The 24,755-nt window shown below is 68.9% G+C and carries 22 protein-coding genes and 1 tRNA gene; 10 read left to right on the top strand and 13 right to left on the bottom strand.

Going from position 1 to position 24,755, the window contains the following annotated elements; all coding sequences use genetic code 11:
- Positions 1-3 precede the first annotated feature (3 nt).
- Positions 4-1,125 carry a 3,4-dihydroxy-2-butanone-4-phosphate synthase gene (gene ribB / locus EV655_RS10360; protein WP_132544512.1) on the bottom strand — a complete coding sequence of 374 codons (1,122 nt, stop codon included), beginning with the start codon at positions 1,123-1,125 and terminating at the stop codon, positions 4-6.
- A gap of 140 nt (positions 1,126-1,265) precedes the next feature.
- Complete coding sequence (locus EV655_RS10355; protein WP_132544510.1) at positions 1,266-1,868, bottom strand: riboflavin synthase; 603 nt, start codon at positions 1,866-1,868, stop codon at positions 1,266-1,268.
- Between the two features lie 122 nt (positions 1,869-1,990).
- On the opposite strand from EV655_RS10355, the gene EV655_RS10350 reads away from it, so the two are divergent.
- The 3 genes from EV655_RS10350 (at position 1,991) to EV655_RS10340 (ending at position 6,605) form a co-directional block, all read left to right on the top strand.
- On the top strand, positions 1,991-3,283 hold the full coding sequence (locus tag EV655_RS10350; RefSeq protein WP_132544508.1) for a capsule biosynthesis protein: 1,293 nt from the start codon (positions 1,991-1,993) through the stop codon (positions 3,281-3,283).
- Between the two features lie 137 nt (positions 3,284-3,420).
- Complete coding sequence (locus EV655_RS10345) at positions 3,421-4,551, top strand: polysaccharide biosynthesis/export family protein (protein ID WP_132544506.1); 1,131 nt, start codon at positions 3,421-3,423, stop codon at positions 4,549-4,551.
- 8 nt (positions 4,552-4,559) lie between these two features.
- Positions 4,560-6,605, top strand: coding sequence for a capsular polysaccharide biosynthesis protein (locus tag EV655_RS10340; RefSeq protein ID WP_132544504.1), 2,046 nt, complete (start codon positions 4,560-4,562; stop codon positions 6,603-6,605).
- Positions 6,606-6,645: 40 nt separating this feature from the next.
- Here EV655_RS10340 and aqpZ read toward each other — a convergent pair whose 3' ends face one another.
- The 3 genes from aqpZ to nrdR all read right to left on the bottom strand — a co-directional run bounded on the left by aqpZ (position 6,646) and on the right by nrdR (position 9,160).
- Entirely contained in the window at positions 6,646-7,353 is a 708-nt protein-coding gene (aqpZ, locus tag EV655_RS10335) for an aquaporin Z (protein WP_132544502.1), read from the bottom strand.
- 242 nt (positions 7,354-7,595) lie between these two features.
- Positions 7,596-8,669, bottom strand: coding sequence for a bifunctional diaminohydroxyphosphoribosylaminopyrimidine deaminase/5-amino-6-(5-phosphoribosylamino)uracil reductase RibD (ribD, locus tag EV655_RS10330; protein ID WP_132544613.1), 1,074 nt, complete (start codon positions 8,667-8,669; stop codon positions 7,596-7,598).
- A gap of 23 nt (positions 8,670-8,692) precedes the next feature.
- On the bottom strand, positions 8,693-9,160 hold the full coding sequence (gene nrdR / locus EV655_RS10325; RefSeq protein ID WP_132544500.1) for a transcriptional regulator NrdR: 468 nt from the start codon (positions 9,158-9,160) through the stop codon (positions 8,693-8,695).
- Between the two features lie 586 nt (positions 9,161-9,746).
- On the opposite strand from nrdR, the gene trhA reads away from it, so the two are divergent.
- Together trhA and EV655_RS10315 are read left to right on the top strand one after the other, a co-directional pair.
- Positions 9,747-10,394: a PAQR family membrane homeostasis protein TrhA gene (trhA, locus tag EV655_RS10320; protein ID WP_132544498.1), complete on the top strand. Its 648-nt coding sequence runs from the start codon at positions 9,747-9,749 to the stop codon at positions 10,392-10,394.
- Positions 10,395-10,540: 146 nt separating this feature from the next.
- Positions 10,541-10,846, top strand: a complete 306-nt coding sequence (locus EV655_RS10315) for a hypothetical protein (protein WP_132544496.1) — start codon at positions 10,541-10,543, stop codon at positions 10,844-10,846.
- Between the two features lie 13 nt (positions 10,847-10,859).
- On the opposite strand, the gene EV655_RS10310 is transcribed toward EV655_RS10315, so the two are convergent.
- Entirely contained in the window at positions 10,860-11,312 is a 453-nt protein-coding gene (locus EV655_RS10310; RefSeq protein ID WP_132544494.1) for a low molecular weight protein-tyrosine-phosphatase, read from the bottom strand.
- A gap of 42 nt (positions 11,313-11,354) precedes the next feature.
- On the opposite strand from EV655_RS10310, the gene EV655_RS10305 reads away from it, so the two are divergent.
- Positions 11,355-12,047: an NAD-dependent deacylase gene (locus tag EV655_RS10305; RefSeq protein WP_132544492.1), complete on the top strand. Its 693-nt coding sequence runs from the start codon at positions 11,355-11,357 to the stop codon at positions 12,045-12,047.
- Between the two features lie 9 nt (positions 12,048-12,056).
- On the opposite strand, the gene EV655_RS10300 is transcribed toward EV655_RS10305, so the two are convergent.
- From EV655_RS10300 to EV655_RS10285, 4 genes are all read right to left on the bottom strand, one after another.
- Positions 12,057-12,794: a phosphoadenylyl-sulfate reductase gene (locus tag EV655_RS10300; protein WP_132544490.1), complete on the bottom strand. Its 738-nt coding sequence runs from the start codon at positions 12,792-12,794 to the stop codon at positions 12,057-12,059.
- A gap of 159 nt (positions 12,795-12,953) precedes the next feature.
- Positions 12,954-14,174 (bottom strand): efflux RND transporter periplasmic adaptor subunit, encoded by a 1,221-nt coding sequence (locus EV655_RS10295; protein ID WP_132544488.1) that lies wholly within the window; start codon positions 14,172-14,174, stop codon positions 12,954-12,956.
- Positions 14,175-14,178: 4 nt separating this feature from the next.
- Positions 14,179-16,542 carry an ABC transporter permease gene (locus tag EV655_RS10290; protein ID WP_132544486.1) on the bottom strand — a complete coding sequence of 788 codons (2,364 nt, stop codon included), beginning with the start codon at positions 16,540-16,542 and terminating at the stop codon, positions 14,179-14,181.
- Positions 16,543-16,546: 4 nt separating this feature from the next.
- Entirely contained in the window at positions 16,547-17,254 is a 708-nt protein-coding gene (locus tag EV655_RS10285; RefSeq protein WP_132544484.1) for an ABC transporter ATP-binding protein, read from the bottom strand.
- Positions 17,255-17,375: 121 nt separating this feature from the next.
- Here EV655_RS10285 and EV655_RS10280 point away from each other — a divergent pair, with 121 nt between their 5' ends.
- Positions 17,376-18,155, top strand: a complete 780-nt coding sequence (locus EV655_RS10280) for an HAD-IIB family hydrolase (protein WP_132544482.1) — start codon at positions 17,376-17,378, stop codon at positions 18,153-18,155.
- A 19-nt stretch (positions 18,156-18,174) separates the two neighbouring features.
- Positions 18,175-19,419, top strand: coding sequence for a glycosyltransferase family protein (locus tag EV655_RS10275; protein WP_132544480.1), 1,245 nt, complete (start codon positions 18,175-18,177; stop codon positions 19,417-19,419).
- 231 nt (positions 19,420-19,650) lie between these two features.
- On the opposite strand, the gene EV655_RS10270 is transcribed toward EV655_RS10275, so the two are convergent.
- Both EV655_RS10270 and trxC read right to left on the bottom strand, forming a co-directional pair.
- Positions 19,651-19,726: transfer RNA gene (locus EV655_RS10270), tRNA-Ala, on the bottom strand.
- A gap of 35 nt (positions 19,727-19,761) precedes the next feature.
- Complete coding sequence (gene trxC, locus EV655_RS10265) at positions 19,762-20,208, bottom strand: thioredoxin TrxC (protein ID WP_132544478.1); 447 nt, start codon at positions 20,206-20,208, stop codon at positions 19,762-19,764.
- Positions 20,209-20,285: 77 nt separating this feature from the next.
- Here trxC and EV655_RS10260 point away from each other — a divergent pair, with 77 nt between their 5' ends.
- A complete protein-coding gene (locus EV655_RS10260; protein WP_132544476.1) occupies positions 20,286-20,507 on the top strand; it encodes a hypothetical protein in 222 nt (73 codons plus the stop codon).
- Positions 20,508-20,543: 36 nt separating this feature from the next.
- A complete protein-coding gene (locus tag EV655_RS10255) occupies positions 20,544-21,812 on the top strand; it encodes a DUF2254 domain-containing protein (RefSeq protein WP_132544474.1) in 1,269 nt (422 codons plus the stop codon).
- An 81-nt stretch (positions 21,813-21,893) separates the two neighbouring features.
- Here the strand turns inward: EV655_RS10255 and gcvP are convergent, their stop codons facing one another.
- Positions 21,894-24,743 (bottom strand): aminomethyl-transferring glycine dehydrogenase, encoded by a 2,850-nt coding sequence (gene gcvP / locus EV655_RS10250; RefSeq protein WP_132544472.1) that lies wholly within the window; start codon positions 24,741-24,743, stop codon positions 21,894-21,896.
- Positions 24,744-24,755: the final 12 nt, after the last annotated feature.

Here is a 24,755-nt window from a genome sequence, read left to right as displayed (position 1 = left end):
GGCTCAGCCCTTTCGTTCGATCTTGCGGGTGCCCTCGATCGACAGCCCGTATCCCTCGAGCCCGACGACCTTGGGCACCGGGGAATTGGTCAGCAGGATCAGCCGGTGCAAGCCGAGCGCGGCAAGGATCTGCGCGCCAAGGCCATATTGCCGCAAGGTCTGGGGCGAAGCGGCGCCATCCAGCGCCAGCTTCATCGTGGTGTCGCGCAGCAGCACCACGACCCCCCGGCCCTCGTCGGCGATGATCTCCATCGCGCGGCCGATTTCCCCGGCTGCGTGCGGCCCCAGGCCAAGCACGTCCTGCAACGGGTCAAGCGCGTGCATCCGGACCAGCACCGGTTCGGGGGCCGAGATGTCGCCCTTGGTCAGCACGATATGCTCGGCGCCCTGGGTCTCGTCGGTGAAGACGCGCATCATCCAGTCGCCGCCGAAGGCCGAACTGACATGGCGCACAGCGCGTTCGTTCACCAGGTTGTCGTGGCGGCGGCGATAGGCGATCAGGTCGGAAATTGTGCCGATCCGCAGGTTCTGGCGCTGGGCAAAGGCCACCAGATCGGGCAGCCGCGCCATGGACCCGTCCTCGTTCATGATCTCGCAGATCACGCCCGAGGGGTTGAGCCCGGCCAGCCGCGCGACGTCGACCGCGGCCTCGGTATGGCCGGCGCGCACCAGCACGCCGCCATCGCGGGCGCGCAGCGGGAAGATGTGGCCCGGCGTCGCGATATCGGCCGCCGTCTTGCCGGCGTCGATGGCCACCGCGACGGTGCGGGCGCGGTCATGGGCGGAAATGCCGGTGGTCACCCCCTCGCGCGCCTCGATCGAGATGGTGAACGCGGTTTCGTGGCGGCTGGAATTGTACGACGCCATCAGCGGCAGGCCCAGCGCGTCAACCCGCTGGCCGGTCAGCGCGAGGCAGATCAGCCCGCGCCCGTGCATCGCCATGAAGTTGATCGCCTCGGGTGTGGCCATCTGGGCGGGGATCACCAGATCGCCCTCGTTCTCGCGGTCCTCGTGGTCGACCAGGATGAACATGCGCCCGTTGCGCGCGTCCTCGATGATCTCTTCGATCGACGAGATCGCGTCGCGGAAGCTTTCCTGATCTGAAAAGGAAGGTGCGCTGCCCATGGCCTGCCCTTGCGGTTGGTTCGACGCGAGGCAGATAGACCATCTGGCGGCGGGGTGCCAGAGCGGATGCACCCGCAAGGCACGCGGTTGCCCAGGTCAGGGCAATGCCCGGCCCTATGGCCCGCGTTGGCGCCCCCCGGTCAGCCCGGGAATTCGTTCAGCCGGGCAACATAGCGCGCCAGCGTGTCGATCTCTAGGTTCACCCGGTCGCCCACCTGCGCCAGTCCCCAGGTGGTGGCCTCCTTGGTGTGGGGAATGAAGTTGACGCCGAAACCGGCGCCCTCGACCTCGTTCACCGTCAGCGACGTGCCGTTCAGCGCCACCGATCCCTTGGGCGCGATGAACCGGGCCAGCGCGTCCGGGGCGCGGAAGGTGATGCGGGTGCTGTCACCCTCGTCGGCCATGGCCACGATCTCGGCCAGCCCGTCCACATGGCCCGACACGATATGCCCGCCAAGTTCGTCGCCCACCTTGAGGGCGCGTTCCAGGTTGATCCGCGTCCCCTCGGCCCAGCCGCCGAGATTGGTCTTTGACAGCGTCTCGGCAGAGATCGAGACGGCGAACCAGCCGCCCTGCGCGTCGCGGCCACGGTCGGTCACCGTCAGGCAGACCCCGTCGCAGGCGATCGAGGCGCCGATCTCGATCGTCTCGGGGGCGTAGCCGCAACCGATCCGGGCGGCCAGGTCGCCCCGTTTCTCCAGCGCACGCACGGTGCCGATGTCGGTGATGATGCCGGTGAACATGCGCAGGGCTCCTCTGCAATTCCGCGCCTGACCTAGCGGCTGGTCGGACGCAGGGCAAGCGCGGGGACCACGCAGCGGTTTTCCGCTTTCGCCGCTGCCTTAAAAATGGCCCAATGCGCGCCATGGCGACACGCTTTGGCAGCGACAGGCGGTTTCTCCTGCTCCAGGGGCCGCACGGGCCGTTCTTCGACCGGCTGGGCCGCGGCCTTCGGGCGGCGGGCGCCCAGGTCTGGCGCGCCGGGTTCAACCGGGGCGACCGGGCGTTCTGGCCGGACGGCGCGCACTTTGTCCCCGTCACCTGCCCGCCCGGCGACTGGCCGGGCACCTGCGCCGGGCTGCTCGACCGCCTCGCGATCACCGATATCGTACTTTACGGCGACACCCGGCCGCTGCATGCCCAGGCCATTGCCGCCGCCCGCGACCGGGGCATCCGGGTCCACATCTTCGAAGAGGGCTATCTGCGCCCCTACTGGGTGACCTATGAACGCGACGGTGCGAATGGCCATTCGCGGCTGATGGATCTGTCGATTCCCGAAATCGCGGCCCGGTTGCGCGGCGAGGGGCCGCCCGCCGCCGAGGCGCCCGCCCATTGGGGCGACATGCGCGAACACATCTTCTACGGCGCGCTCTACCATGGGCTCGTGATGGCACCCTCGCGGCGGTTCCGCCATTTCCAGCCGCATCGCGGGCTGCCCGTGCGGGCCGAGTTCGCGCTTTACCTTCGCCGTCTCGCGCTGTTGCCTGCCCATGCCGCGGCCCGGTTCGCGGCGACGCGGGCGATCCGCCGGGGCGGATTTCCCTATCACCTGGTGCTGCTGCAACTTGCCCATGATGCAAGCCTGCGCCACCATGGCCCCTTCGCCACGCAAGAGGAATTCCTCGCTCTCTGCATCGAAGGTTTCGCCGCCGGCGCACCCGCCCATCACCACCTCGTCTTCAAGGCGCACCCTCTCGAAGACGGGCGCAGCCCCCTGCCCCGGACGATCCGCCGCCTTGCCAGGGCGCAGGGTCTGGCCGCACGTGTCCACTACGTTCCGGGGGGCAAGCTTGCGCCTCTGCTCGACGGGGCGAGAACGGCGGTCACGGTCAATTCCACCGCGGGCCAGCAGGCGCTGTGGCGGGGGGTGCCGCTCAGGGCCTTCGGGCGGGCGGTCTATGGCAAGCCCGAGCTTGTATCGGACCAGCCGCTGCCCGAATTCTTCGCCTCGCCCCACCGCCCGGATCCGGCGGCCTACCGCATTTTTCGCCGGTTCCTGCTGGAAACCAGCCAGGTTCCTGGGGGATTCTATTCGCGACGCGGGCGCGATCAGCTGATGCGGCAGGTGGTGGACATGATGTTGGCCCCGGCCGCCCCTTACGAGATCACACCACTCCCGGCCGCGGCGGCAGCGCAACACCTGCGCCTCGCCGTTTAGGACGCGCATGCGCGAGGCTGGCCAGACGAACTGCGACTCGCTACGCTCAACGGCAAAATATCGAGACGGCTCCAAGCCGTCCGAGACGAACCTGAGGCAGTTTCAAGCAAGAACAAGGACGCCGAGCAGTGAATATCATGCATTCCCGAGGGGCGAGGGCCTTGGCCCTCCTTGCCCTCGTGGCGACCGTGAGCGCCTGCGGCCTGCCGCGCTCCGGCCCCAACAAGCGAGAGATCTTCCAGGGCTCGGTCCAGAAACAGGGCGACGCCTTTGTGGTGAAGGTGAACGACCGGGTGACAAGGGCGACATCGGTCGTTCCCGCGATCGGCTTTCCGTCCGATTTCCGCGGTGCGGGGCTGGTCACCGCGGACATCATCCAGCCCGGCGATGTCCTTGGGCTGACGATCTACGAGAACGTCGATGACGGCCTTCTGGCACAGGCCGGCGGCAACGCCTCGGCGCTGAGCGAGGTGCAGGTCGACGACGCGGGTTTCATCTTCATCCCCTATGCGGGCCGGATTCGCGCCGCGGGCAACACCCCCGAGCGGCTGCGCCAGATCATCACCGAAAAGCTCGACGCGCAGACCCCGGATCCGCAGGTGATCGTGCGGCGGCTTGCCGGCGACGGGTCGACGGTTTCGGTCGTCGGCGGCGTCGCGGGCCAGGGCGTCTATCCGATCCAACGCCCGAACCGGACGCTGACGGGCATGCTTGCGACCGCGGGCGGCATCGCGATTCCCCCCGAGGTCGCACGCATCACGCTGCTGCGCGGTCACCAGAGGGGCGAGGTCTGGTTCCAGGATCTTTACGACCACCCCGAGATCGACATCGCGCTGAGGAATGGCGACCGAATTCTCGTGGAACGCGACACAAGGGCCTTCACCGCACTTGGCGCGATGGGGGCGCAGCGACGGATGCCCTTCGAGACGCAAAGCCTGTCGGCGATCGAGGCGATCGCCCAGGTGGGCGGACTGAGCAGCAACCTCGCGGACCCCAAGGGCGTCTTCGTGATGCGCAATGAATCCGAGGAAGTCGCCCGTTCGGTGATGGGCCGCGACGATCTGCTTGGCGCGCAGCGCATGGTCTACGTGCTTGACCTGACCGAACCGAACGGCATGTTCCTTGCCCGCGATTTCGCGATCCGCGACGGGGATACGGTCTACGTGACCGAGGCGCCCTTCGTGCAGTGGCAGAAGACGCTCAGCGCGATCACCGGCACGGCGGGCACCGCCAACTCGCTGGCCAACGTCGCGGACGGCAACAACTGACCCGGACGATGGCCCCGGAAAGGCACGGAACCGCCGCCGGGGGGGAAACCTCCCGGCGGCTTTTCATCTACAACAGCGGATTCCTGACGCAGACCCGGATCCGGCGGATTCTTGCGCTGGCGGGCTACAGCATCCATCTGGGCCTGCCGGGGCCGGAGGATCTCGTGGCGGTCTGGGGCGCGCGGCCGACCGCCGGGCGGGGCTTGCGCGTGGCCGCGGCGCGGGGAGCGGGTCTTCTCAGGGTGGAGGATGCGTTCCTGCGTTCGGTCCTGCCCGGACGGGCGCAGGGGGCAGGCGCCCCCCTCGGGCTACTGCTGGACCGGCGCGGCGTGCATTTCGATTCCGCGGCACCGTCCGATCTCGAACACATGCTTGCCACGCATCCGCTTGACGACACGGCCTTGCTGACCCGGGCTCGGGCGGCAATCGGGCGGCTGCGGATGGGCCACCTGACGAAATACACCGGGGTCGACCCGGACCTGCCGGTGCCAGAGCCGGGCTATGCGCTGGTGATCGACCAGACGCTTGGCGACGCCTCGGTGACGGCCAGCGGGGCGGATGCCGCCACCTTCCGCGAGATGCTGGCAGTGGCGCAGATCGAGAACCCTGGCACGCCGGTCATCGTCAAGACCCATCCCGAGACGGCGGCGGCGCTGCGCCCGGGCCATTTCACCCCCGATCAGGCGGGAGGCCGCGTCCGTTTCCTGGCCGATCTGGTGTCGCCATGGGCATTGCTGGAGGGTGCGGTCGCGGTCTATACCGTCTCGTCGCAGATGGGGTTCGAGGCGATCCTTGCGGGCCATCGCCCCCGCGTCTTCGGCCAGCCCTTCTATGCGGGATGGGGGCTGACGGAGGACGAGCGCCCCGTCGCCCGCCGCGAACGACGGCTGACCCGCGCGCAACTCGCCGCCGCCGCGCTCATCCTCGCGCCAACCTGGTACGACCCCTTCCGCGACCGGCTGTGCGACTTCGAGGACGCGCTCGCCGCGCTGGAGGCCGAGACGCGGGCCTGGCGCGAGGACCGGCGGGGCTGGGTCGCGGGCGGCATGCGGGCGTGGAAGCGCGGCACGGTGCAACGCTTTTTCGGCGGGGTCCGCGCGGTGCGTTTCGCCCCCGATGCGACATCGGCAGAAAAGCGGGCCAAGGCTGCGGGACGCAGGCCAATGGTCTGGGCGACGCAGGCCACGGACGCACGCCCGGGCACGGTGCGGGTCGAAGACGGGTTCCTGCGCTCGCGGGGTCTCGGCGCGGCGCTGGTGCCGCCCCTGTCGCTGGTGCTGGACGATCTCGGCATCCATTACGACCCGACGCGCGAAAGCCGGCTGGAACGGCTGGTGGCGGCCGCCTGCACCCTCGACCCGGTGGCGCGGGCCCGGTCCGAGCGGCTGATCGCGACACTGACCCGCAGCGGTGTCACGAAATACAACCTCGGCGGGGCATCCCTGCCCGCCCTGCCGCCCGGGCGCCGCATCCTGGTGGCTGGACAGGTCGAGGACGATGCCTCGGTGCGCCTCGGCTGCCCAGGGGCGCGCACCAACTCCGAACTTCTGGAGCGCACGCGCGCCGAGAACCCGGACGCGGTGATCCTTTACAAGCCGCATCCCGATGTCGAGGCAGGCCTGCGTCCCGGCGCGCTGGACGACGGCGCTGCGCGGGCCGATGCCGATCTTGTCCTCGGCACGGCGGGCGTGGCCGACCTGCTGGCCGCCGTGGACGAGGTCTGGACGCTGTCCTCGGGGCTTGGGTTCGAGGCGCTGATCCGGGGATTGCCGGTGACCTGCCTCGGCGTGCCGTTCTACGCCGGTTGGGGACTGACCCGCGATCTGGGACCGGTGCCCGCCCGCCGCGCGGCGCAGCCGGACATCGTTGCGCTCGCCCACGCGGTCCTGATCGACTATCCGCGCTACCGCGACCCGCTGACCGGCCGCCCCTGCCCGGCCGAGGTGGTGGCCGAACGGCTGGCCATGGGCCGGCTGCCCCGCCCCGGCCCCGGGCTGAGGATGTTGTCTCGTATGCAGGGGGCGCTTGCCGCCTACGCCTGGCTCTGGCGGTAGCCCCCGGCCCGGTGCCGGGCCGGGGGCCGGATTTGACCGCTCAGCCCTCGTCGGACAGGAGGGCCTTCCAGATCAGCGCACCGATGGCAGCCCCGATCAGCGGCGCGACCCAGAACAGCCAGAGCTGGCCCACCGCGCCGGTCTCGGCAAAGACCGCCACCGCCGTCGATCGCGCCGGGTTGACCGAGGTGTTGGTGACAGGGATCGAGACAAGGTGGATCAGCGTCAGCCCAAGCCCGATCGCGATCGGTGCGAACCCGGCCGGGGCGCGGGCCGAGGTGGACCCAAGGATGATGATGAGGAAGGCCGCGGTCAGCACGATCTCGACCAGAAGCGCCGCGAGCATGCCATAGCCGCCGGGCGACAGATCGCCATAGCCGTTCGAGGCGAAACCGCCCGGGCTCCACGCCGGGGCACCCTCGACCGGGACCACGCCCGACGCGATGAGAAACAGGATCAGCGCCGCCGCGAAACCGCCGATCACCTGCGCCGCCCAATAGGGCAACAGCTCGCCCCAGCCGAAGCGGCCGCCAAACGCGAGGCCAAGCGAAACCGCCGGATTGAAATGGCCGCCCGAGATGTGGCCGACGGCATAGGCCATGGTCAGCACGGTCAGGCCGAAGGCGATCGAGACGCCGACAAAGCCGATCCCGAGTTCCGGGAAACCGGCCGCCAGCACCGCACTGCCGCAGCCCCCGAAGACGAGCCAGAACGTGCCGAAGAATTCGGCCGAGAGTTTCTTGATCATGTCGCACCCTTTGGAGCGTTGTTGAAACGGGTTGTCTTGAACCGGATGAACACTGCCGCCCAAGGGCGGCTCCTTAACCAATACCTGCACATTCGCCCCGATCGCGCCGTGGTAGTCCTGGCGGGGAAATTCCCGCGGGCCATTCCGCCATCCGGCTATCGAAACAAGAGAAGATATCGCCTCGGTTTGATGCAAAGGCCACGGGAATCTTGCCACGCCCGACCCAAAATGGGTGACGCCGCTCAGGCCCTTTCCCAGCGGTGCAGGACGTCGTTGCCCACCGCACCGGTCTCGATCAGGCGGAAACGCGGCGCCTCTGCCAGCCGGTCCAGGCCGAGAACGCCCAACGCGGGCCGTCCCTCGGCCCCCAGCGCCAGCCCGGCGGTGAAGCCGACAAGCTCATCCACCAGCCCCGCCGACAGGAGCGAGGCAGCAAGACTGCCGCCCCCCTCGCAGAAGACCCTGGTCAGCCCCGCCGCGCCCAGCGCCTGCAGGATCGAACCCGGATCGAGCTGTCCACCCGGGCCAACCGCCACCTCGATCGTCCGCGCGCCAAGCCCGTTCCACGCGGCGCGGCGGCCGGGATCGGCGTCCGGCCCGTGGCACAGCCAGACCGGCACCGCGCGCGCCGTCACGGCGAGGCGGCCATCGCGCGGCAGGTCAAGCCGGCGCGAACAGACCACGCGCACGGGTTGGTGCGTCGCGCCCATGCCCCGGACGGTCAGGTCCGGATCGTCGGCGCGGGCCGTGCCGCCGCCGACCATCACGGCGTCGTGGCGGGCCCGCATCGCGTGGACGATGTGCCGGGCCTCGGGACCGGTGATCCACCGGCTCTCGCCCGTGGCCGTGGCGATCCGGCCATCGAAGGAACTCGCCAGCTTCAGCGTCACCGCGGGCCGTCCCTTGGTACGGTTCAACAGGAACCCCCGGTGGGCACGCCACGCCGACTCGGCCAGAACGCCGGTCGTGACCTCGATACCGGCGGCGCGCAGCATCGCGTGGCCGCGCCCCGCCACCCGCGGATCGGGATCCTCCAGCGCCGTGACGACGCGGGCGACACCCGCAGCGGCCAGCGCCTCGGCGCAGGGGGGCGTGATGCCGTGATGGGAACAGGGCTCAAGGCTGACATAGGCGGTCGCGCCGCGTCCCGCCTCCCCCGCCTGGGCCAGCGCCTGCGGCTCGGCATGCGGCCGCCCGCCCGGCGCGGTCCAGCCCCGCCCGACGATCCGGCCCGCCTGGACGATCACGCAGCCCACCGCGGGGTTCGGCCAGACCCGCCCCAGACCCCGCGCGCCAAGCGACAGCGCGAGGGCCATGAAGCGGGCGTCGTCCCCTGCGCTCACTCCTCGGCCGCGGCGCCGGGGCGAAGTTCGCTCACGAACTTGTCGAAATCATCCGCCGCCTGGAAGTTCTTGTAGACGCTGGCGAAACGCACATAGGCCACGGTGTCGATCCGGGCCAGCGCCTCCATCACGATCTCGCCGATCGTCTTGGAGGGGATGTCGGTCTCGCCCATGCTTTCCAACCGCCGCACGATGCCCGACACCATCTGGTCCATCCGCTCGGGATCGACCGGGCGTTTCTGCAACGCGATGCGGATCGAGCGTTCCAGCTTGTCGCGGTCGAAATCCTCGCGCCGCCCGTTCGACTTGATCACCACCAGGTCGCGCAACTGCACCCTTTCATAGGTGGTGAACCGCCCGCCACAGGCCGGGCAGAAGCGGCGGCGCCGGATCGCGACGTGATCCTCGGCGGGCCGCGAATCCTTTACCTGGGTATCGATATTTCCGCAGAACGGGCAGCGCATGGCCTCTCCCTCGGTGGTGCCGAACACTTATCCACAGTGACTATAGGGGAGCCTCAAGGATTTGGGTAGTGGCCTTTTGGCCCCCTAGATATGGGGTCAGCCGAGATGGGCCAAGCATCTCGCGCGGGTGATCGGGGACATCCGGGCGCGGTTCGACCTTGAACAGCTGTTAGTGAACACTGAACATTGCAGTTCCCGGAAGAAGACCGAAGTGGCCGGATGGAAGGACAAGCAAACAATGGGGTAGTGGCTCCGGGCGGCATCCCGGCGAAGGCGGACCTTGCCGTCGATACTACGATCAAATGGAGTATTTCACCCCTCGGCGGCTAGCTTGTCCCGCTCCCGACAAGATCACACGCGTGATCGAGGCGGCCAAAGCCTGGCTTTGAGCGTTCTGCTCCCTGCCAGTCTCGCGCAGATGACCGCGCCCGGGCTTGGCGCACGGGTCAGGAATGGGTCGGGGGGCTGAAACCCCGCCGCAGCAATCCCATATACAATCTGACAGACTGCGCGCCTTTGACGCAGTCGCGCAAGCATGTTACGCTCAGGGCATTACTTGGGTAATATTGTTTCTTGGGGGTGAGTCATGAGTGAACGCTATCCGCCCTATTCCCGTGCCGAACGGCTGTCGGATGCGGTGGTCCATCTGACCGGGCTGGCCGCCGTCGCGGTGGGCGTGCCCGTACTGATCGTGCTGGCGGTCACGTTTCGCGGCGACAGCGCGGCGATCCTGGGGATCACGGTCTACGGCGCGGCGCTGTTCGCGATGATCGGGTTCTCGGCGCTCTATCACATGGTGCAGCACCCGGACTGGACGCCGATCCTGCGCCGGTTGGACCATTCGGCGATCTACTGGAAGATCGCGGGCACCTACACGCCGTTCTCGCTGCTCTCGGGGGGGCACGGGGCGGGGCTGGTGGCCGGGCTCTGGGCCGCGGCGATGGCGGGCACCGGGCTGCGCGTGCTGGCGCCCTATCGGTTCCGGTCGGTCAACCTGGCGCTTTACACGGCGATGGGCTGGGCCGGCGCGATCGCGGGCTGGAGCCTGTTCTCCCAACTGCCGCCCGTGGTGCTGGCGCTGATCGTGGCAGGCGGCGTTCTGTATACGGTGGGGATGGTGTTCTACCTGTGGGACCGGCTGCCCTATCACAACACGATCTGGCATGTGTTCGTGCTGGTGGCCACGATGCTGTTCTTTGCGGCGATCACGCTGCTGGTGGTCAGGACCACCTGAGGGGGCCCGCCTGATGCGACCCGGACCGGTCGCGTCAGGCGTATTGATTTTCCGGGATTTTCCGGCATACTGCTAGGCAGTTCGGCCCGGCGGCAGGGCGCCAGATCCTGGGGGCCGGCCATGGGGCAACGTTTCGAGGCAGACAGATGAAGACATTCGCGTTCGCGGCCGCGCTGGCCGTGTTTTCCGTTCCCGTGATCGAGGCGCATGCGGGGCCGATCGAGTCGGCCTGCCTGCGATCGGACCGGCCGGGGGCGTCGCGGGGGCTGTGCGGGTGCATCCAGAACGCGGCCGACCTGACGCTGACCCGGGGCGACCAGAAGCAGGCGGCGCGCTTCTTCCGCGACCCGCACGAGGCGCAGGAGGTACGCCAGTCGGACCGGCGCCGGGACGCGGCGTTCTGGGAACGCTACCGCCGGTTCGGCGCCACGGCCGAGGCGTTCTGCAGCTGACCCGGCGCGGCACCTAGCGCGACAGTTCCCGGATCAGGCCGCGCGCGGCATCCTCGACAAGGTCGAGCACAAGGTCGAACCCGCCGTCGTAATAGGGATCAGGTACTTCGTCGCGCGGGCTGTCGGCATAGTCGAGAAACAGCCGCAGGGGCGTCTCGTTTCCCTCTGGCTGCAACCGCCGAAGCTCGGCCAGGTTGGCGCGGTCCATGGCGAGGATCAAGTCGAACTCCGAGAAGTCCCGCCGGTGAACCTGCCGGGCGCGCAAGCCGCCCAGATCGTAGCCGCGGATGGCCGCGGCGCGGATCGTGCGGGGGTCGGGCGGATTGCCCACATGCCAGCCGCCGGTGCCCGCGCTGTCCACCTCGACGGCAAGCCCGGCCTCGGCGGCCATCCTTTCGAACACGCCATGGGCGGTCGGCGAGCGGCAGATGTTGCCGAGGCACACAAACAGGATGCGGGTGGTCATGGGCGTCTCCTTTGAGGCAAGCTGATAGCGGAGGTGGCGGCGATGACCAAGATCGTGATTCTGACCGGGGCGGGTATTTCGGCGGAAAGCGGGCTGGGCACGTTCCGCGACGTGGGCGGGCTGTGGACACGATATGACCTGTCCGAGGTCGCCACACCCGAGGGGTTCGCCCGCGATCCCGCGCTGGTGCACGAGTTCTACAATGCCCGCCGCAAGAACGCCGCCGAGGCGATCCCGAACGCGGCCCACGCGGCGCTGGCACGGCTGGAACGGGCGATGCCGGGCGCGGTCAGGATCGTCACCCAGAACATCGACGACCTGCACGAACGCGCGGGCAGCCGGGCGGTCTGGCACATGCATGGCCAGGTCGGCCGCGCCCGCTGTGCCGCTTGCGGCGAGACCTGGGCCGCGCCGATGGTGATGCGCCCCGATGACCCCTGCCCCGCCTGCCGCGCCCCCGCGACGCGGCCCGACATCGTCTGGTTCGGCGAGTTTCCCTATCACATGGACGAGATCTGGGAGGTGTTGCGCGCGGCCGATCTGTTCGTGGCGATCGGCACCTCGGGCAGCGTCTATCCGGCGGCGGCCTTCGTGCAGGATGCGGCGCGGGCCGGGGTACGGACGCTGGAGCTGAACCTGGAACCGTCCGAAACCGTTAACGATTTCGACGAGGCCCGGCACGGCCCGGCCTCGGAGATCGTGCCCGCCTGGGTCGAGGAACTGCTGGGCGGCTAAATCCCTGCCCTAGTGCGGGCGGCGCCGGGCGAAGCGGCCATCGGGGCCAAGATGGATGCCACATTCGGTCTTGTCGGGATTGTCGGCCCAGCGCCCGGCACGCAGATCCTCGCCCGCGCGCACCGGCCGCGTGCAGGGCGCGCAGCCGATCGAGGCGTAGCCGCGATCCACCAGCGGATGCCGGGGCAGGTCATGGGCGGCAAAATAGGCCTCGACATCGGCCTGGTCCCAGAACGCCAGCGGGTTCACCTTGAGGTGGCTGCCGTCCCGCTCGATCGCGGGCAGCGCGGCCCGGGTCTGGCCCTGATACCGCTTGCGCCCGGAAATCCAGGTGTCGAAGCCTTCCAGCGCGTCGGCCAGCGGAAAGGTCTTGCGCAGCATGCAGCACATGTTGGGGTCGCGCGCGTGCAGGGTGCCGTCCGGATCCTCTTGCGCGATCAGGCCGGGAACCGGGCGCAGGTTCACGAGGTTGAGCCCCAGAAGCCCGGCCAGCAGGTCGCGATAGGCCAGCGTCTCGGAAAAGTGGCACCCGGTCTCGATGAACAGCACCGGGATATCGGGGTGAACCCGCGTGACATAATGCAGAAGCGCCGCGCTTTCCGCTCCGAAGGACGAGACCAGCGCCATCCGCCCGAGCCGCGGATCGCAGAGCAGGCCAGCCATGTCGACATGGCCAAGATCGGGCAGATGGTCGGCCTGGAGCGCGTCGAGCAGGGGGTCGGCCCCGCCTGCGGGCCAGTTCGTCATGGGGCTACTCATCGGGGGCCTCGGGGCATTTCAACCTCTGCGCGTGGCTATAGCAGAGCGATGTGACATCTTGAACAGTGCCGTTCCGGGACCGAAGGCCGCGCGGCAACGGGGCGCCCGGATCTGTCATGCACGCGTTACGTCAACCTGCCTTGGCGGTCATTCCAGGGTGGCGCGGTCGACCACGGCGCTGCCCTCGCCGATCGCGTCCGAGGGGTGGGTGATGACGCGCGCGCCCGGGGCAAGGCCCTCCTGCACCTCGGCCGTGCTTTCGCCGCGGCGGCCGATCTGGACGGGGACAAGGCGGGCGGTGCCATCCTCGACCGTGAAGACCGCCCAGCCGCCATCGCGGCGGAACAGCGCCGAAAGCGGCACCTGAAGCGCGTCCTGGGCCTGCCATTCGACGATGCGCAGGAACACGGCGAAGCCTTCGCCAAGGCCCGGGCGGCCTTCGGGCGGGGTCAGGATGTCGAACAGCGCGTCTACCCGCTGTTCCTCGATCCCCAGCGCCGAGACCTTGGTGCGGGCGACGGGTTCGATCTTGCGCAGCCGCGCCTCGAGCACCGTCTCGCCGCCCCAGCGTTCGACCAGCGCGAGGTCGCCCGGTTCCAGCCGCACCGCGTCCGAGGACAAGAGGTCGGCCACGATCTCCAGGTCGTCGGGCCGGCCGATGGACAGAAGCCGGGTGCCGATGGTGACGGGGCGTTCCGAGATCACGTCGATTTCCAGCACCGTGCCGTCGATGGGCGCGTGAATCCGGATGCAACATTCGCCGTTGAACGATCCCGCCCGGTCCTCCTCGGGCGGGATCAGCGCGGCGCGGGCGCGTTCCAGCGCACTGTCGGCCATCCGCAGCCCGGATGCCGCGGCGTCGCGGGCGGCCTTGGCGATGGCCAGTTGCTGGGTCGCATCCTCCAGCCGGGTGAACGAGGCAACGCCGCGCTCGACCAGGGCCTGCGCGCGCTCGAACTGGCTTTGGGCATAGGCGAGATCCTCGTCGGCCTTGCGCAACTGGCTTTCGGTCTGGGCGCGGGCGGCCTCGGCCTCGCGCACCGCGGCCTCGGCCTGCACGCGCGCGCGGCTGTCCAGCAGGCTGGGCGCGGCGGGTTCGACGATGGCGACCACGGTCTCGCCCCGGACCACGGCATCGCCCACCTCGACGGGCGAGCGCCGCGCAGTGCCGGTGATCGGCGCGGCCACCTCGTAGATGTCGCGGATCCGCGTCTGGCCATCGGCGTTCACCGTCACCTGCATCGGGCCGCGGGTCACGGTGTGCAGGTCGACGGGCACCGGGTCGGTGCGGAACGCGGTATAGCCCAGACCGCCCGCCAGAGCCGCCCCCAGCCCGGCCAGGATGATGTTGCGTGCCGAGATCTTCATGCCCTCACTCCCGCGTCTTCATCACCGCCACAAGGTCGAGATTGTCCAGCCGCCGCCGCACCAGCAGCACCGCTCCGACGCAGGCCCCCAGCACCACAAGGCTCGCCTGCGCGAAGGTCGCGGGCCTCAGCACCAGCGGGATCGCGTAAAGATCCGAGGTGAACCCCTCGGTCATCGACCAGGCGATGGCCCAGCCCAGAAGCCAGCCCAGCGGCTGCGCGGCCAGCGCAAGCACCAGCGTCTCGCCCATCAGGATGGACGAGACCTCGGCGCGGGTGAAGCCCAGGATGCGCAGGCTGGCCAGTTCGCGCGCACGTTCCGACAGCTGCACCCGCGCCCCGTTATAGGCCACGCCGACGGTGATCAGGATCGCGATGGTGGCGTAGATCGTGTTCATGATCACCACGTTCTCGGCGATCGTGTCCTGAAACGACCGGCGGCTTTCGGTCAGCATGATGGTGCCGGCAAGCCCCGGCATCTCCTTGAGCCGTGCGTGCAGCGCGTCCTCGCGCGCCTCGTCGAGCAGGATGTTCGCGCTGGAAATCTGCGGCGCCTGCCGGAACAGCGTGTTCAGCGTGTCGTAGTCCACATAGGCGCCAAGGCCGAAATACTGCGTCACCAGCCCCGCCACGGGCAGCCGGAACGTCTCTTGCCGGTTGCCGAGGAACTCGACCTCGATCACGTCGCCGGGGCCTGCGTTCAACTGCGCCGCCAGCCGGTCGGCCAGCAGGATCGTGCCGGGCGGGGGCGCGACCACGCGGCCCTGCCCGTCGATCACGCGCGACAGGTCGGTGCCGGGGGGGCGCGATTCGACGGCGACCCGTTTCGTCAGGTGGCCGTGGCGCAGTTCCGCGGCAAGGAAAAGCTGTCCCTCGACCGCGAGGACACCGGGCAGGCGGCGGATTTCCTCGACCACCGAGAGCGGCCGGTCCTCGGAAAACAGCAGGATCGTGTCCTGCCGGTTCGACTGGGAAAAGGCGACATCCATGATCCGGTCGAGCGCGTCGTCGGTGAAGGTGGCGGCCACCATCACCGCCACCGCCAGCGCTAGGCCCAGCGTGGTCAGCCCCGCCCGCACCGGCCAGCGCAGAATCGAGCGGAACACCATCATCGCCGGTTGCGACAGCCGCAGCGCGGAAAGCGCCCGGTCGAACAGGCTGCGCGAGAATCGCGGGGGGGCTGGGGGCTGCATGGCGACTGCGGGCGACAGCCGGGCGGCGGCCAGCGCCGAGCGCACCGCGCCCAGCCCCGCCGCGGCCAGCGCGATCGCCGCCGAGATCGCATAGGCATCATAGGAGACGCGGTAGATCAGGTAGGGAAAGTCGAAGAAATCGGCGTAGAGCCGGGCCAGCGCATGGGCCAGCCAGCTTCCCGCGCCAAAGCCCAGCACGATGCCCACCAGCGCCACCAGCCCCGCCAGCATCAGGTAATGCTGGCAGATTTCGGCATCGGAATACCCCACCGCCTTCAATAGCCCGATCTCGGAGCGTTCCAGCGCGATGATCCGGGCCAGCACCATGTTCACGAGGAAGGCCGAGATGCCGAAGAAGACCGGCGGCAGGACAAGCGCCAGGTTCTTCAACTGCGCGATCTCGGCGTCGATGAAACTGTTCGACAACTGCGTGTCGCGGCCATAGGCACCAAAGCCGCCATAGGGGTCCAGCAGGTCGTCGAGATGGTCGATCACCTGCGCCGCGTTGGCGTCCCGCGTCAGGCTGAGCGCGACCGAGTTGAAGGCGCCGGTCATGTCGAAGGCCGCGGCGGCGGCGCGTTCAGGCATCCACAGGATGCCGTAGGCCGCGTTGTCGGGCATCATCTGGCCCGGCCCGATGGTGTAGATGAATTCCGGCGACAGCATCGTGCCGGTGATCGTCAGCGTCCGCTTGCGCCCGTTCAGGTTGGCCTGAAAGCTGTCGCCGGGGGCGAAGCCATGCGCCTCGGCGAAGGGTTCGTTGACGGCGACTTCGCCGGTCGCGTCCGGGGCAGGCAGGCGGCCCGCGCGCAGGATCGGGCGATTGAGCTGTGGCTCGCCCCCGTTCGGCAGCGAGATCACGCGCCCCACCGCGGTCTGCACCCGGCCGGGAATGTCGAGGATCACGCTGCCCACCACGCGGGTCTCGACATTGGCAACGCCGGGGATCGCCGCGATCTCGCGGGCCAGCGGCGCGGGGGCGCGGCGGGTTTCCGAGAACACGTCGGCAAAGCGGTTGCGTTCGTAATAGGCGGCGCGGGTGTCCTCCAGCGCGTTGTACATCCCGAACGAGGTCAGGAAGATCGCGACCCCGCAGCCCAGCACCAGCGCGATGGCGAGGGCCTGCGCCCAGAGCCGCCGGAAGTCGCGCATGAGCTTGATGTCGAGCGCCTGCATCGCCTTACCACTCGATCTCGTGGGGGGCCAGGCGCTGGGCGTTCTCCTCGACCGCGGTGATGCGTCCGTCCTGGAAGCGCACCACCCGGTGCGCCATCCGGCGGATCGCGGCGTTGTGGGTGATGACGACGGTGGTGGTGCCGAAGCGGTCGTTGATATCCCTCAGCGCCTCCAGCACCTGCACGCCGGTCTTGCTGTCGAGCGCGCCGGTCGGCTCGTCGCACAACAAGACCTCGGGCCGCTTGGCGATGGCGCGCGCAATGGCCACGCGCTGCTGTTCGCCGCCCGACATCTCGGCCGGGAAATGGTCCAGCCGGTGCGACAGGCCGACCAGCGCCAGCGCTTCGGCCGGGTCCATCGGGTCACGCGCCACATCGGTCACCAGTTGCACGTTCTCGCGCGCGCTGAGGCTGGGCACGAGGTTGTAGAACTGGAAGACGAAGCCGACATGGTCGCGGCGATACCGGGTCAGGCCCCGGTCGCGTAGCGCGGTCAGTTCCAGGTCGCGGAACCAGACCTTGCCGGAGGTCGCCCGGTCCAGCCCGCCCAGGATGTTCAGAAGCGTCGATTTCCCGCTGCCCGACGGCCCCAGCAGGACCGCCAGTTCGCCGGCGAACAGCGACAGGTCGACCCCGGCCAGCGCATGCACCTGCGCCCCCCCGGTATCGTAGAGCTTGGTCACGGCCTCGGTGCGAAAGATCGGACGGTCCATGATCGCCCCCTTCCCGGTCAATTAGCCAGTACGCGGCCGGCCTTTCAAGGCCCGGCAAGGCTGGCCATCGTCCCGCTGTCCCGGTAGGCTGCGCCGAGTGCGAACAATCCCGGACCCCGAGATGCCCCGCCCACCCTTCCTCGTCTTCAGCGATCTCGACGGCACGTTGCTGGATCACGAGGATTATGCGCATGACCCGGCGGCCCCGGCGCTGGCCCGGCTTCGGGCGGCGGGGGTGCCGGTGATCCTGGCGTCGTCCAAGACCGCGGCCGAGATCGCCCCCTTGCGCGCCGAGCTTGGCCTGTCCGACCACCCGGCCATTGTCGAGAATGGTGCGGGCGTGCTGGAACCCGGGGCCGAGGCCCCCGACGATCCGGGCCGCCATGGCGAGTTGCGCGCCGCACTGGCCCGGTTGCCCGCCTCGCTGCGGGCGGCCTTCCAGGGCTTTGGAGACTGGGATCTGGCGATGCTGGCCCGCCGCACCGGGCTGCCGCGCGCCGAGGCCGAGCTTGCCGCCCGGCGCCGCCATTCCGAGCCGGGGCTCTGGCGCGGGTCCGACGCGCAGAAGGCCGCCCTTGTCGCCGCGCTGGCCGCGCAGGGGATCACCGCGCGCGAGGGCGGGCGGTTCCTGACGCTGTCCTTCGGCGGCACCAAGGCCAGTCGCATGGCCGAGATCGCCGCGCGCTATGGCTCGCCCTTCACCGTCGCGCTGGGCGATGCGCCCAACGATGTCGAGATGCTGGAAACCGCCGACCTGGGCTTTGTCATCGCCAATCCGCACCGCCCGCCCCTGCCGGAGCTGTCGGGTGAGGCCGAGGGCCGGATCGTGCGGATCGACGCCGCCGGGCCCGAGGGTTGGAACAGGGCGATGGAACGGGTTATCAAGGACCACGGCATCTGAGGCAGGAGGGACCGGGCGCTTGGCGGATTTTCACCAGAACGGCAACGTGGCCACGCTTCACAACCTGCGATCGGCCTCGGTCGATCTGCTGACCCACGAGTTGACGAGCTTTGCCCAGACCCGCAGGATCAGCCTGATCCTGCCCTCGCTGTTTTCCGAGCTTGAGGGCGAGGCGCTGCCCGCGATCCTCGACGAACTGGCCGAGGTGCCCTATCTGCACCGCATCGTGATCGGGCTGGACCAGGCCGACGTCGGCCAGTTCGCCCATGCGCTGGCGTTTTTCGGCCGGCTGCCGCAGAGCCATGTGGTGATCTGGCAGGACAGCCCGCGGATGCAGGCGATCCACGCCCGGCTGGACGCCCTGAACCTGAACCCCGGCGAGCCGGGCAAGGGGCGCAACGTGTGGTTCTGCATGGGCTATCTGATGGCCTGCAAGGACAGCGCGGTGATGGCGCTGCATGACTGCGATATCCTGACCTACAGCCGCGAGATGCTGGCCCGGCTGGTCTATCCGGTGGCAAATCCCAATTTTCCTTACCAGTTGGCCAAGGGCTTCTATCCCCGCATCGGCGAGGACAAGCTGAACGGGCGGGTCAGCCGCCTGCTGGTCAGCCCGATCCTGATCGCGCTAAAGAAGACCATCGGCGACCGCGACTATCTGGATTACCTGCGCTCGTTCCGCTACCCGCTGTCGGGCGAATTCGCGATGCGCACGGCCCCCCTGCCCGATCTGCGCATCCCGTCGGACTGGGGGCTGGAAATCGGCGTGCTGTCCGAGGCCTGGCGCAACCTCGCGCCGCAATCGGTCTGCCAGGTGGAAATCGCGGACGCCTATGACCACAAGCACCAGCCGGTGTCCGAGGAGGACGCGAGCGCGGGCCTGTCGCGGATGTCGATCGACATCTGCAAGTCGATCTTCCGCAAGCTGGCCGCCGATGGCACGGTGTTTTCCGAAGAGGTGTTCCGCACGCTCAAGGCCACCTATTACCGCTCGGCGCTGGACCTGCTGGAGTGTTATCACAACGACGCGCGGATGAACGGGCTGCGGCTGGACCGCCACGCCGAGGAGAACATCATAGAACTGTTCGCGCGCAACATCATCGAGGCGGGAGCCGCCTATCTGGATAGTCCGGCCGAAACGCCCTTCATCCCGACCTGGAACCGCGTCCACGCCGCCGACCCGGCGCTGATGGCGGACATGCTGGCGGCGGTGGCGGCGGATGCCGCCGAGTTCGGCCAGGCGGATTGTGGGGCGGGACGCTGACGCGCAAGCCGCAGATGCCGATGCGGGTGGCGCGGGCAAACAGGATGGCGCGGATCGTCCGGGCCCTGATATGCCGCGGCCGCTTCCATCGGTCCGTGGCCACCGAAGCATAAGCCGCCAACGGTCGCGAAGGCGTCTATGACGCCATGGCGCTGGATCGGGTTCGGAAAACCCCGAAAACGCCTTTTCTCTCAAGGCGCTATCGGCAAGTTCACCCTGGAAAGGCGAATTTGGTGGAGCCGAGGGGGATCGAACCCCTGACCTCGTCATTGCGAACGACGCGCTCTCCCAGCTGAGCTACGGCCCCGGTGGGCGCTCATGTGACCCATGGCGCGGGGGTTGTCAAGCGGTCTCGCCCACATGATTGCGTACGAAGGCGATGATATCCGCCGCGGGCCGCGCCCCGGTCAGCCGTGCCACCTCGCGCCCCTTGTGAAACAGGATCAACAGCGGGATGCCGCGGATGTCGTAGCGCACCGTCGCATCGGGGTTTGACTGGGTGTCGACCTTGGCAAAGCGGACCCCCGGCGCCATCGCCTGCGCGGCCTCGGCGAATTGCGGGCCCATCATCCGGCAGGGCCCGCACCAGGCGGCCCAGAAGTCCACGACGATCGGCAGGTCATCGCCCTTGACGCATTTCTGCAGGGTCTGGAAGTCGATCTCGGCGGGTTTGCCGGGCACGAGCCGGGCCCCGCAGGTTCCGCATTTCGGTCCCGCGCCCAGCTTGTCGGCGGGCACGCGGTTCACCGTGCCGCAATCGGTGCAGGTCAGCTTCAGTCCGGCGCCCATGGATCGCCCTCCAGAAATATTCGCGTTCTTGAATATATCGCGTTGAACCCGGCCACTTTCAAGGTCAAACTCGTATCATGGATGACTCGACGGCCGATCACCTGACCCCTTGGTCCGCGCTGGACCCGGCGCGGCAGATGGGCTTGCGCGCGACCTATGCCGCAGATCGGGCCTGCCTGACCGGCACCTGCTCGCTCGAGGCCAAGACCCGGCATTTCGCCGCATGGCTGGCCGAGCGCGGAATCGCCTTTTCGGTTGACGACCTTCACGCCGCGCGGCGGCTGGACCGGGGCGCCTGACCTGCTAGGCTCGGCGCAGGTCCCGAGGAGTCCCCAATGCTTTCGAAACGGCTCTGGCAGCTTATCAACCTGTCGCGCAAGCTCTGGGTTCGGACGACCCTGATCGCGCTGCTGGGCATCTTGGCGGCGGTGACCGCGGCGGTTGTCGATCCGGTCATACCGCGGGGGCTTGCCGATCGGATCGGCGAGGATGCGGTGATGCCGATCCTGAACGTGCTGGCCTCGTCGATGCTGGCGGTCACCACCTTCTCGCTGTCGGTCATGGTCTCGGCCCATCACGCGGCGTCCAGCCAGGTGACGCCGCGCTCGCACCGCCTGCTGCTCGAGGACACGACGACGCAGACGGTGCTGGCGACCTTCCTCGGCGCCTTCGTCTTTGCGCTGGTCTCGATCATCCTGTTCCGGGCGGGGTTCCACGCCGGTTCCGCCCCGGTCGTCGTCTTCCTGTTCACGGTGCTGGTGGTTGCGCTGGTTGTTCTGGCGATCCTGCGCTGGATCGATCACCTGTCGCGGCTCGGCAGCATGGACGAGACCATCGCCCAGGTCGAAACCCGCGCCCGTGCCACGCTGCGAAAACATCGCGCGGCACCCAGCCTCGGGGCGCGCCCCCTGCCCGGCACAGCGTCGATCCCCGCGGGCGCAGACCCGATCCTTGCCCCGCGGGGCGGCCATGTGCAATTCGTCGACATGGCGGGGCTGTCGGCACGGGCCGCCGAAGCGGGGGCCGAGATCTACCTTGCCGCCACGCCGGGCGAGTTTCTCGTCGCGGGCGCACCGCTGGCCTGGCTGCACCCCGCCGGAAGCGCGCCGGCGGCAGCGTTCCAGCCCGCCTTCGAGATCGACGCTGTCCGCAGCTTTGACCAGGATGCGCGCTTTGCGCTGGTGGTGCTGTCCGAGATCGCCTCCCGCGCGCTGTCGCCCGGCCTGAACGATCCAGGCACGGCGATCGACGTGATCGGCCGGCTGGAACGGTTGCTGGCCGAATGTGATCCGGTCAATGACGAGGTGCGCTATCCCAATCTCTTCGCCCCGACGGTCAACGCCAACGACCTGGTGGGGGATGCCTTCGACGCCATCGCGCGCGACGGGGCGGGCATGATCGAGGTGATGCGGCGTCTGGTCAAGGCGCTGAACACGCTGCGCACGGGCGGGGACGCGGGGCTTGCCCATGCCGCCGAGCGGATGACGGCGCGCGCGCTGGCCCATGCCGAACGCGCACTTGTGCTTGACGACGACAAGGCCGGGCTGAAGACGCTGGCCGGGCAGCGGGATCAGCCCCGCAGCGGAGCGGCGGCGCCGGGCTAAGCCGCCGAGCGGGAAGGGCAAGGCGCCCGGATGTCCGGTTGGGCCAACGGGACATCCGGGCGGCTCTGCAATCCGCGTGGACTATTCGGCGGCCTCGGCCACCTCCTCGACCGGCGGGCAGGTGCACACCAGGTGGCGGTCGCCATAGACGTTGTCCACCCGGTTGACCGGCGGCCAGTACTTGTCGACCCGGAAGGCGCCGGGCGGGAAGCAGGCCTGTTCGCGGGTATAGGGCCGGTCCCAGTCGTTCACCAGATCCTCGACCGTGTGGGGCGCGCGTTTCAGCGGGTTGTTCTCGCGGTCGGCGCGGCCCTCCTCGATCTCGCGGATCTCGTCGCGGATCGCCAGCATCGCGGTGATGAACCGGTCAAGCTCGGCCTTGGTCTCGGACTCGGTGGGCTCGATCATCAGGGTTCCGGCGACCGGCCAGCTCATCGTCGGCGCGTGAAAGCCGCAATCGACCAGCCGCTTGGCGATGTCATCGACCGTGACGCCCGCGCTCTCGGCGAAGGGGCGGGTGTCGATGATGCATTCATGCGCCACCCGGCCCTTCGCGCCCTTGAAGAGCACGTCATAGGCGCCTTCCAGCCGCTTGGCGATGTAATTGGCGTTCAGGATCGCGACCTTGGTGGCCTGGGTCAGCCCCGCCCCCCCCATCAGCAGGATATAGGCATAGCTGATCGGCAGGATCGAGGCCGAGCCGTGCAGCGCGCCGCTGACCGCCCCCTGCCCCCCCCGCAGCGGATCGCCCGGCAGGTGGGGGGCAAGGTGCGCCTTGACCCCGATCGGACCCATCCCGGGGCCCCCGCCGCCATGGGGGATGCAGAAGGTCTTGTGCAGGTTCAGGTGGCTCACGTCCGCCCCGATCTCGCCGGGTTTCACCAGCCCCACCAGCGCGTTCAGGTTCGCGCCGTCCAGGTAGACCTGCCCGCCGAAACGGTGGGTGATCTCGCAGACCTCGCGCACGGTTTCCTCGAACACGCCATGGGTCGAGGGATAGGTGATCATGCAGGCGGCCAGCGCATCGCCCGCTGCCTCGGCCTTGGCGCGGAAATCGGCAAGGTCGATATCGCCGTTCGGCGCGGCCTTGACCGCCACCACCTTCATCCCCGCCATCTGCGCCGAGGCGGGGTTGGTGCCGTGCGCCGAGGTCGGGATCAGGCAGACATTCCGGTGCCCCTGCCCGTTCGCCCGATGATACGCGGCGATGGTCAGAAGCCCCGCATATTCGCCTTGCGCGCCGGAATTGGGCTGCATCGACATCGCGTCATAGCCGGTGATCAGGCAGAGCTTTCCGGCCAGATCGGCCAGCATCTCGGCATAGCCCTTCACCTGTTCGGCGGGGGCCAGCGGGTGAATGTTGGCGAATTCCGGCCAGGTGATCGGCATCATCTCGACCGCGGCGTTCAGTTTCATCGTGCAACTGCCCAGCGGGATCATCGCCCGGTCCAGCGCCAGATCCCGGTCGGCCAGCCGGCGCATGTAGCGCATCATTTCCGTCTCGGCCCGGTTCATCTGGAACACCGGGTGGGTCAGGTAGTCGGAGCGCCGCACCATCGTGTCGGGGAAGCGGTACTGCCCGTCGCCGCCCTCGTCCTTGCGCACGATTCCGAAGGCACGCCACAGCGCCTCGATGCTGGCGGGCCGCGTCGTCTCGTCCAGCGAAATCCCCAGCTTCGTCGCGCCCACCTTGCGGATGTTGATGCGCTCGGCCTGGGCGGCCTTGAGGATCACGCCCTGCATCGGGCCGACCTCGACCGTGAAGGTGTCGAAGAACTCGGCCGGGTCCACCTTGAACCCGGCCTCCTCCAGTCCGCGCGCCGTGCGCACGGCCTTGCGATGGATGCGCTGGGCGATGGCGCGCAGGCCCTTGGGCCCGTGGAACACGGCGTAGAACCCGGCGATCACGGCCAAGAGGGCCTGCGCGGTGCAGACGTTGGACGTCGCCTTTTCCCGGCGGATATGCTGTTCGCGGGTTTGCAGCGCCAGCCGATAGGCCTTGTGCCCGTGGGCGTCGACCGACACGCCGACGATGCGGCCGGGCATGGCGCGCTTGTACTCCTCGCGGCAGGCCATGTAGGCGGCGTGCGGGCCGCCGCACCCCATCGGCACGCCGAACCGCTGGGTCGAACCCACGGCGATGTCGGCGCCCATCGCGCCCGGCTCCTTGAGGATCACCAGCGCCATAGGGTCGGCCACGACGATGCCCAGCGCGCCGGTCTCGTGCAGCGCCGCGATGGGGGCGGTGAAGTCGTTGAGATGCCCGTAGGTGCCGGGATACTGGAAGAGGCCGGCGAAGACGCAGGCGGGGTCCAGATCGGCGAAGGGGTCGCCGACGATCACCTCGATCCCCAGGGGTTCGGCGCGGGTGCGGATCACCGCGATGTTCTGCGGGTGGCAGTGGTGGTCGACGAAGATCGCCCCCGCCTTCGATCTGGCCACCCGCTGCGCCATGGTCATCGCCTCGGCGCAGGCCGTCGCCTCGTCCAGCAGCGAGGCGTTGGCGATCTCCAGCCCCGTCAGGTCGCTGACCATGGTCTGGTAGTTCAGCAGCGCCTCGAGCCGGCCCTGGCTGATTTCCGGCTGGTAGGGGGTGTAGGCGGTATACCAGGCGGGGTTTTCCAGGATGTTGCGCTGGATCGCGGGCGGCGTGACGGTACCGTAAAAGCCCTGCCCGATCATCGTGGTGAAGGGGCGGTTCTTCTTGGCGATCTGGCGCATGAACCACAGCATCTCGCGTTCCGATTTCGGCTTGCCGAAATCGAGCGGCTCGGCCTGGCGGATGCTGGCGGGCACCGTCTCGTCGATCAGCCCCTCAAGGGTCGTCAGCCCCAGCACCTCCAGCATCTCGACCATCTCCTCGGGCGAGGGGCCGATATGGCGGCGGTTGGCAAAGTCGTAGGGCAGGTAGGTGCTGGGGGTATAGGGCATGTCTGCGTCCGG

The organism is Rhodovulum euryhalinum, assembly GCF_004342445.1.
GTDB lineage: Bacteria > Pseudomonadota > Alphaproteobacteria > Rhodobacterales > Rhodobacteraceae > Rhodovulum > Rhodovulum euryhalinum.
Note: the sequence above shows the minus strand (reverse complement) of the source record. Positions and strands in the feature narration are given on the sequence as shown.